We start from the raw sequence: 8,379 nt of genomic DNA, 5'->3' as shown, positions 1-8,379 counted from the left end.
TGACGAGGATAGCATTATCGGTAACGACTGGCTTGTCATTCTGTTGGTCGCCGGAGCCAGCACCCGTGCCTGGACCAGGGCCTGGATTCGTGCCTGGATCTGTTTCTGGATCTGTTTCTGGATCTGTTTCATGCTTGACAGCCATAAGCTCCTCAAGCAGCAACTTATCAATCATTTCATTTGTATTTCGGTTGTAAAATACATTTGTAATATCCCATAAAACCGGGGTAATTCCCCTTGAATATGCGGCCTCGGCCACCGACGTAAGATAGAGCCGTATCATTTCTGGTGTCTTATTTCTTGTTGCTACACCAAATTCCCCCATGATAACGGGGATGCCTTCGTCGATGAAACGTGTTTTCACCATATCCATGAGCCTGTTCAGCTCAGCGAAGTCTTCATCCGTTCCCCATTCCGGATCCGCTTTTCCCCATTCCACATCCTCATCGATAATGGCAAATGTTGAAGGATGGTAGTAATGGACCGATACCGCAATGCGATTTTGAGGATCGTTTGGCATCTTATAGAGTTCATCAGCGGTTTTCTCAAAATCGGTTCCATAACCGCCAATCAACAGATGTCGTCGTTCATTGTTGCCTCCAGAACCGCGCACAATATCTACAAATGTCTGATTGATCTCATTCAGCAACGCATAGGCTTTTTTTCTGCCGTCGACTATGGTGTCTTGACCGCTGTAAAAGTTCCATAAATCAAACCATACGCCTTCTTCATTGAAAGACTCGAACATCAGATGATCGTCATAGTTTTTAAAAGCTTCTGTCAGCTGCGTCCATATGCGTGTATATTTGTACATCGATTCTTCTTTTTCTGACGGAAACTTCTCAAACCAGCCGCCGTCCCAGTGAAGATTCAGAATAACATACATACCGCTATCCAGTGCCCAATCCACAACTTCTTTTACCCGGGCCAGATAGTCAGCATTGATCGCGTAATCCTCACCCATCATATTGGACCACGATACGGGAATTCGAAGGACGCCAAAACCTTCGTTGGCATAACCTTTAATCATTTCCTCCGTAATAATGGGACTGCCCCAGGCCGTTTCATAATTTGAAACACTGGTGTTATTAATCCAGTCGCCTGTGGACTCGAACGTATTGCCCAAATTAATGCCGATTCCCATTTCTTTGACAAGCTCCATTGTTGTGATCTCTCGCATGGCCGGCGTGACGGTGACGACCGCCGTGGCGGCATATTGCCCGTCCTCGCTTACCGCGGCGATCGCCGCCGTCCCCGGCTTCAGTCCGGTTACCTGATCTCCCGAGACGCTCGCAACGGATGCGTCGCTTGATGACCAGACGACCGGACGGCTGGATGCCCCGTCGTCGAATACCGGAGCGAGTGCAGCCGATTTGCCGGCCTCAACCGTCAAATCGTTCACATGGAACCCTTGCACCGTCGCACCCTGTTTAATATCGCCGCGCACGATGCCCATACCGTTCGTTCCGATATAGACCCGGCCGTACACTTGTCCATCGCCCGTAATCGTCCCTCTTGCATTTGCGAATTGGTGCTGATCGTCATTAATGCGGATCCAGCTCGCTCCTTCGTCCTCCGAGCGGTAGAACCCTAACTTGCCGCCGTTCACTCTCATACCGGCATAGATCGTCTTATATGTTTTGCCCGGCGCTTCTTTGCCGAAACCGATGGATACGGCCTCATCGACGCCGACTACCTTCTCAAAGCTCGCTCCCGAATCCATCGAACGGAATAGTCCATTCGCGCTGGCAAGCCAAATATCGCCTTCGGCCGTAGGAGCAGCTTTGAATTTGCCATTCAGATTATTCGGCAGCCCGGAAGCCGCCGAAGCCGTGAAGTTGGCGCCGCCGTCCGTGCTGACATAGAACGTCCCTTCATGGAACCCGTAGAATTTGTCCGGATTGACACGGTCCGAAGAGACGACGGAGCCTTGCGGGATGCCTGTCGAGGCCGTCCACGTCTGGCCAAGGTCGGTAGAGAAGCTTACCGGCCGGACGGCGTTGCCTTCCGGAGCCCATACGATCGTCTGTCCGTTCGCACCGACCGCGACAGATCCACCGCTCGTATTGTCACCATCCGCCGCCTGCCAGGCATTGGCCGCCGGCGTCCAGGTGACGCCGTTGTCTGTCGATACGCCCATCCGCGCGTCTTGGTTCGATGCATGGCCGACGCGTACGATCAGGTTCGGATTCGTCTCCGCGTAGTCCAGATCGGTGCTTGTTCCGATATAAGGATTTGTGATCATTTGCGGCGCCGTATTCAGGTCTTCATGACGGAACCCGCCGATATCGCCCATCGCGCTGATCAACGGCGCCCCGGATGGAGGACTAATCAATCCGAGAATCGCGGTCTCTTCGATCCCGTTCGCCATGACGGAAATCTGGATTTTCTCGCCCTTGTCAAAATCGGTCATGTTCTCGGAGCCGTACAGCGTCGCGCCGGTACCGTACATGATCCGGTCGGAGTTGAACGGATCGATCTCCAGGTCGCCGATCATCCAGCCAAGCTTCGGCGAAGTTTCCGGGTCCGTATCCGGATCACGCTGAATGCCCCAGTCCAGCCATGGCGAGATCGAGTAATCGATCGTGTACCGGTTGTCGCGCTTCGGATACTCGGTGAACTGCCACAGGTTCTTCCATGTTTGCCCGCCGTCTGTACTACGGAATACCGATTGTTCAGGCCACCATATGTTCATCGAGGCAACCATCAGCGTATCGGGATTTTGAGGGTCAACGGCAAGACCGCCATACGGCTTGCTCGTATTGCCGACTCCGTCCGGACTGATGTCCGTCCACTCGCCCGTCTTCGTGTTCAGCTTCCATACCGCGCCACTGCCGGCGTCGTACGGTCCGATGGACGAGTTGTACGAAATGTACAGCATCCCGTTGGAACCCAGCGTTCCGTGGTGGGGCAGGAAGCCCTGATTCGGCTGGCCCGCTACCGGTTCCCAGGTCACGCCGCCGTCGACCGACTTGTAAATGCTCGTCTGCGTGTCCGCCAAGCCGACATAAATCGTCTGCGTCGCATGGCCCGCAGAGCCCGTCGAAGGATCGAAGGTGACCCATACGGGGCCGACATTGCCCCCGTAGCTATCATTCACGTTGCCGACCGAAGTGAAGCTCTCCACCTTTTTCCATGTCGCTCCATAGTCCTCGCTCTTCCACAATCCGTTCCCGTTGCGGGCTCCCAAGTAGAGGATCCGGTTATCGTTCGGGTCGACAGCCAGCCGTTCGCCCATGGAACGGCCGGGCATGTTGCCGCCGAATTTGAACGGCATTTCGGTCTTCTCCCACGTTTGCCCGCAGTCCTGCGAACGAAGGATGTAACCGTTCGACTGCACCCAGTCGTTCGAGTAGGTGCCTGCCGCAATATAGACGCGATTCGGATCGACAGGGTCGGTTGCAAGACTCTCCACGCCCGACAGGTTCCAGTCTTCCAGACTCAGCCATTCCAGCAGCTGAATCCAAGTCTTGTTCTCTGGGTCCCAGCGGTACGCGCCCCCCATATCCGTGCGGGCATAGATGAGATCCTTCTCCTTCTCGTTGAAAATAATACCCGGAATGAATCCGCCGCCGACAATCTTCACCCTGCCCCAATCATAGGCTTGCGTTTTCAACGGCACGATGTCCGACTGTACGGCTGCTTCTCCGGTCGAATCCGCTGCAAATGCCTTGTCGGGGGCCGTCGTCAACGAAGGGCCCATGCTTACCGTCAACGCGGCGGCCATCACCAGTAGTGAAGCGGACTTGCATAAGGAAATGGTTTGTTTGGTGAATCCACGCGACTTTTTCCTTGTTTTCATCAAGCTAGTCTCCTTCTTTAATCGTTTTCTTCTTGCGCTCATAACATTTGTCCTTGTTCATAACCATTAAATGAAACCGTTTTCAACTTTTAACAACCACTCCTTCCTTTCTCAGGATGTTTCCTTACATAACTACTTTATCAACAGGTTGAATAGTGAACCTTGATTTTTCGGACACGGTATAGCATGATTTAGTCTGGTTAAATTTGGTTTTTTTGGACAAAAAAAGAACAAGACATCAGAGCTTCGTAAGGAATCGGCCCGGTGCCTTGTTGTGATCTATCCTTTTCTGAGCTTCTTGTAAAGGGTGCCTCCTGCAATAATAAGCAATGCGATGCCCGCTGCCCAATAAATCTGCCTTGTCGTCTTGTCCTGCTTCGCCGTTTCTTCATCCGAGGCTGACATCTTCTCCACGGCGTGAACCGAATCATCAGCCCCCTCCGGTGAACGGGGATGAAAAACATGGATTTTGTTCCTATTGCTTTTCGGACTGTTGGATGGTCGTAGCGGATAACGTAAAGCTTCCAGTCGGCGCTGACCGAGAAGGTGCACGTTAATGTAACACTCTCGCTGAGCGCCTCCGGCACATGGCCGCGGAGAAACTCCGCTTTGAGCGTCAGCTGGTCTCCGCTGATCATGTAGTCAGCGCCGGCCGCAAGCAGACGATCATCAACTTTTATTCCGGTCAAGGTGTTTCCGTATAAATTCAGCTTTACCTGCACATCCTCCGCCTCTTCGCCAGGAAGCAGATAGATCGAGTCGGAAGCCGCATTCGATGACCATTCGTTTCATCGCATCCCCTTCTTCAATACCATGCCAAGAAAGCCGAGGAAACAGCAGACCCTGCTTCGCCATTCGGATGCGCATCGAACTCGCTCGACATATATTCAGATATAAGCAGGTTATCGCGAGGAGCCGCTTGCGAAAGTGCTTCCGCAATATCGAATACTCGATCGACTCCTGCAATAGCATGGCTTCGTATGGCCTGATTCACATCCCTCCAGACAAGCTCCTGCGCATCGGAAAAATTGAATGTGGGTACCGTGCAAAGGATCACCGACATATCGTTATGGCTCCTTTTAAGGCTGGACACAATGGTTTGCAGATCCTCAAGCAGTTGAGGGGCGCTTCGTCCGGTCGTACTAATATCGTTGACCCCCAATGCAACTACAACCTCATCGTTTAGCTTGGCTTTGCTCAGCCAAGCCTTGTCGGCTGCAGCATCGTAAGCTCTCGCCCACCCCGAACCGAGATTCCATACCGCGAATTCCGGACCAAGCCCATCCGCAATGCGGGCAACCCAGAATTCATAGGCGTCCGGGCGCGTTCGCACGCCTTGAGTGATGGAATCGCCAAAGAACGCAATACGCTTTGCTACCTCACGCTCGCAGCCGATGAAATCCGGCAGAAACAAACAATTGGCTGATTTTTGGAAACCATCAGCACTGATTTGGCCGGCTGCATGCCCGGGCGCATCGTAGGCGGACACCAATGGGTTTTCCGTATTGTAGGGGAAGCTTACGCCGGCGGACAATGTCGTAACCGTCCAAGAGAAGGTCAAATAATGCTCCTCCGGAATATTGATCCGGGCGGCATCGCTCCAAAACTTCTCTCCCGGCATAACCTGCCTGGCGGTCGATGAATCGAACATTACCGGAATTTGCGTACCCTCTGCAACGCTTCCATCTGGCAGCCTCCCGCCGTCAGCAATGTAAGCGGACTCGATTTTCCAAGATCCTCCCATCAGATTGGCGCTCGATTCAGAGCCGTCTGCCCATGTAGAATCCACCAGATTGCTGCAACAGAACCTCAGCTTTAATTCCCCGTATTCCGTTGTCTTGATATAAGCTCTGTACGTATGAGTAAAAGCGGAATCGCTTCTCCTAATAAAATTTTTGGCCGTAGACTGAACCGTCGCCGAAGCATAAGAACTCCACCACATGAATATATTTCCCCCAGTCTAATGTTCTGTCATAGAAAATTTCGTTTTCTTAGCCATGCCTCATAGAGTTCAAGCCAAGCCTTCACTTCAGGATGACCTTCTGCTAAATCTAGTCCATATCCGCCGCTTTCGAATGCATGCAAATCAAAAGGCACCTGATGGCAGCTAAGAGCTCCGGCAAAAAGCAAACAATTCTCAACTGGAACGTTCCCATCATCCGCCGCATGCCAGAGAATTGTTGGCGGGGTGTCTTCTGTCACTTGCTTCTCCGTGGACAACAATGCAACTAGCGATTCATCCGGAGAATCACCGAGCAGGACATTATAACGGTTCTGACTGTTCAGATTCATTCTGACAACTCAAAAGCCGAGAGACCCATGAATAAATCCATGGGTCACTCACAGATGGAGCTTTAATATACGAGCTGTGCATCATCCGTTCAACGGCTCATATTCGAACCAATCAAAGCTTGCCGGAGAACCTTGCCCCGTTTCGCAGACGGCGTACATCGCAATGACTACTCCCGTAAATCCGCCCGCTACCTCTGTTGAGAGCAGATGCGATTCACCGGATCCCGCTTCTAGAACATCGGATGAATCCTGCTGAATTTTGAAGTGAAACCATTCTGGCTGCGCTTCAACCTTAAGTATGACAAGTCCCTCTGAGCATTCCAGCGTGCGCTCCGCACTCAAGGATCCTACGGTACGCCGGAATACGATCACCTTGCGTCCTTCTTGGCGCTTTACAGCCAGATCGTAATGATAGCTATCGTTCATAAATACGGTAAGTCCGGCTTCCTCGCCTTCGTGCTGCGGTTCAAAATTCAGCAAGGTGGAGATGTTGCTTGACCAGTGGCGCAAACGACGGCCTACAAAGGCTGGGGCGCCGGAATCGCCCAGCGACGTCTTGTTTCCCCGCAATACAAGATTCCCCGGAGATTCGCTAATCGACCAGCAAGACGGATCCGGATTCCGCAGGAACACCCAATCGGGGCTTAAGGTTGAATCGTCAAAATCATCTCGGGTTGAGTTCGTCTGCCACCGGACCTCCGTCAACTGCGGAGCATCCATGACGCTCTCGATGCTTCCCCCATTACCGATTGTGGGCCAGCCGTCAGCCGTCCATGATACGGGCGCCAGAAACGTCTCCCTGCCCAAATGATGCCGATAAGGATAGGAGACCGGTCTAATGCCCAAGAAAACCGCCCACCAGCTGCCGTCATGCGCCTGTACCAGATCTGCATGGCCTGTTGCATGAATGCTGCTGTTCCGGCTTCTATGAGTTAGTATCGGGTTATGTGGGCATGGTTCGTAAGGTCCATATGGAGCGTCGCTTCTCGCAATCGTCACCATATGACCGTATTCCGTCCCGCCTTCGGCAATCAACAAGTAATAAAGCCCATTGATCTTGTATAGATGAGGCGCTTCCGGATGCGCACCGCCCGTTCCCTTCCAGATCAGACGACTCTCTGTCAGCATTTGCCCGGTCGATATGTCAAGCTCACATTGATAAATGCCATAGCCTTCACTGCCGGAATAAGTGGATTGAAAGTATACGCTGCCATCTTCATCGAATAATAGAGAGGGGTCGATGCCACCCTGCGCGACAGGTATCATCCCGGACCAAGGACCTTCCGGCTGTTGACTGCGAACATAGAAATTGCCGACCCCGCTCACATTCGTCGTGACCATATAGAACCAGCCGTCGTGATAGCGGATCGTCGGGGCGTAAATTCCTCCCGATAACCAGGTGTTAGCCAGCGGCAATTGCTGCTCGGTCGTGAGGCAATGTCCGATCTGGCGCCAATTGACAAGATCCTTGCTATGAAATAGGGGAACTCCAGGGAAGTAACCAAATGAGCTTGTGACCAAATAATAATCATCTTCGACTCGGCAGATGCTCGGGTCGGGATAAAAGCCTGGAATTACAGGATTGCTATACGTCGCGGTGCTACACGTCGTCTTCATGTTACAACTCCTAATCATTCTAAAGTTTGATATTACCGAAGCCCTTCCATTCGGATTATAAAACACGGAATAAGCTTGCACCTTGATTTTCAAGTCATTGAATAGCATGATTTAGCCATTTGTATTTCAGGCGCCTGGCTTAGCTGAAAAAAAATTCCGCGAGCTTATTACGCTCGCGGAATTTTTTCCTTTGTCCGATAGTCCGTCTATATAAATGGCTGCGAACCGAACCTTTAAAGGCACCGGGGCTTCGCAAGGAAGCTACCCGGTGCCTTACCAAAATTTTTGTTATATTTAGGAAACCATTACTTGCTAGCGCAGCCTCTTCGTTTCACCTGCCGCAATACGGACGGATTCGCCGTCTGCGCTAACCCAAACTTCAAGGGCATTCGGATTATGCACCATGCTTCGATCAACCGAGAAACGGAGCGCTTTGAGCGCATTCTGGTAGGTTACAATGTCCGTCATCGTCGCTTTCCAGATCGACTCCTCGCCGCCGAGCAGTTCGCCTGCCCTTTCCACCAGCTCCCAATTATCATCGTGGTCGAATTCATAGCTATGTCCCCAGATGAACAATAGATCCAAGCGACTAAACCAGTTATTAGAAGCCAGAAACTGTTCGATTTTCTCCAACATGTCCTTGTGGTGGCAGGTCGGATGCCATCTCA

5 protein-coding genes and 1 pseudogene are annotated in these 8,379 nt (G+C 52.0%); all 6 read right to left on the bottom strand.

From position 1 onward, the window contains the following. Window positions 1-3,727, bottom strand: a 3,727-nt coding sequence (locus KP806_RS27345; RefSeq protein ID WP_397376439.1) for a cellulase family glycosylhydrolase, incomplete at its 3' end; no start/stop codon positions are given. Between the two features lie 275 nt (window positions 3,728-4,002). Next, window positions 4,003-4,551: a X2-like carbohydrate binding domain-containing protein gene (locus KP806_RS27340; RefSeq protein WP_224726921.1), complete on the bottom strand. Its 549-nt coding sequence runs from the start codon at window positions 4,549-4,551 to the stop codon at window positions 4,003-4,005. A 56-nt stretch (window positions 4,552-4,607) separates the two neighbouring features. Continuing rightward, a complete protein-coding gene (locus tag KP806_RS27335) occupies window positions 4,608-5,744 on the bottom strand; it encodes an SGNH/GDSL hydrolase family protein (RefSeq protein WP_224726919.1) in 1,137 nt (378 codons plus the stop codon). 29 nt (window positions 5,745-5,773) lie between these two features. Then, window positions 5,774-6,094 carry an alpha/beta hydrolase gene (locus tag KP806_RS27330; RefSeq protein ID WP_224726918.1) on the bottom strand — a complete coding sequence of 107 codons (321 nt, stop codon included), beginning with the start codon at window positions 6,092-6,094 and terminating at the stop codon, window positions 5,774-5,776. A gap of 81 nt (window positions 6,095-6,175) precedes the next feature. Next, window positions 6,176-7,711, bottom strand: coding sequence for a glycoside hydrolase family 43 protein (locus tag KP806_RS27325; RefSeq protein WP_224726917.1), 1,536 nt, complete (start codon window positions 7,709-7,711; stop codon window positions 6,176-6,178). 312 nt (window positions 7,712-8,023) lie between these two features. Next, a pseudogene (locus KP806_RS27320) lies at window positions 8,024-8,379 on the bottom strand (polysaccharide deacetylase family protein); the annotation flags it as partial.

Source organism: Paenibacillus vietnamensis (genome assembly GCF_020169515.1).
In the GTDB taxonomy this organism is placed as follows: Bacteria; Bacillota; Bacilli; order Paenibacillales; family Paenibacillaceae; genus Pristimantibacillus; species Pristimantibacillus vietnamensis.
Note: the sequence above shows the minus strand (reverse complement) of the source record. Positions and strands in the feature narration are given on the sequence as shown.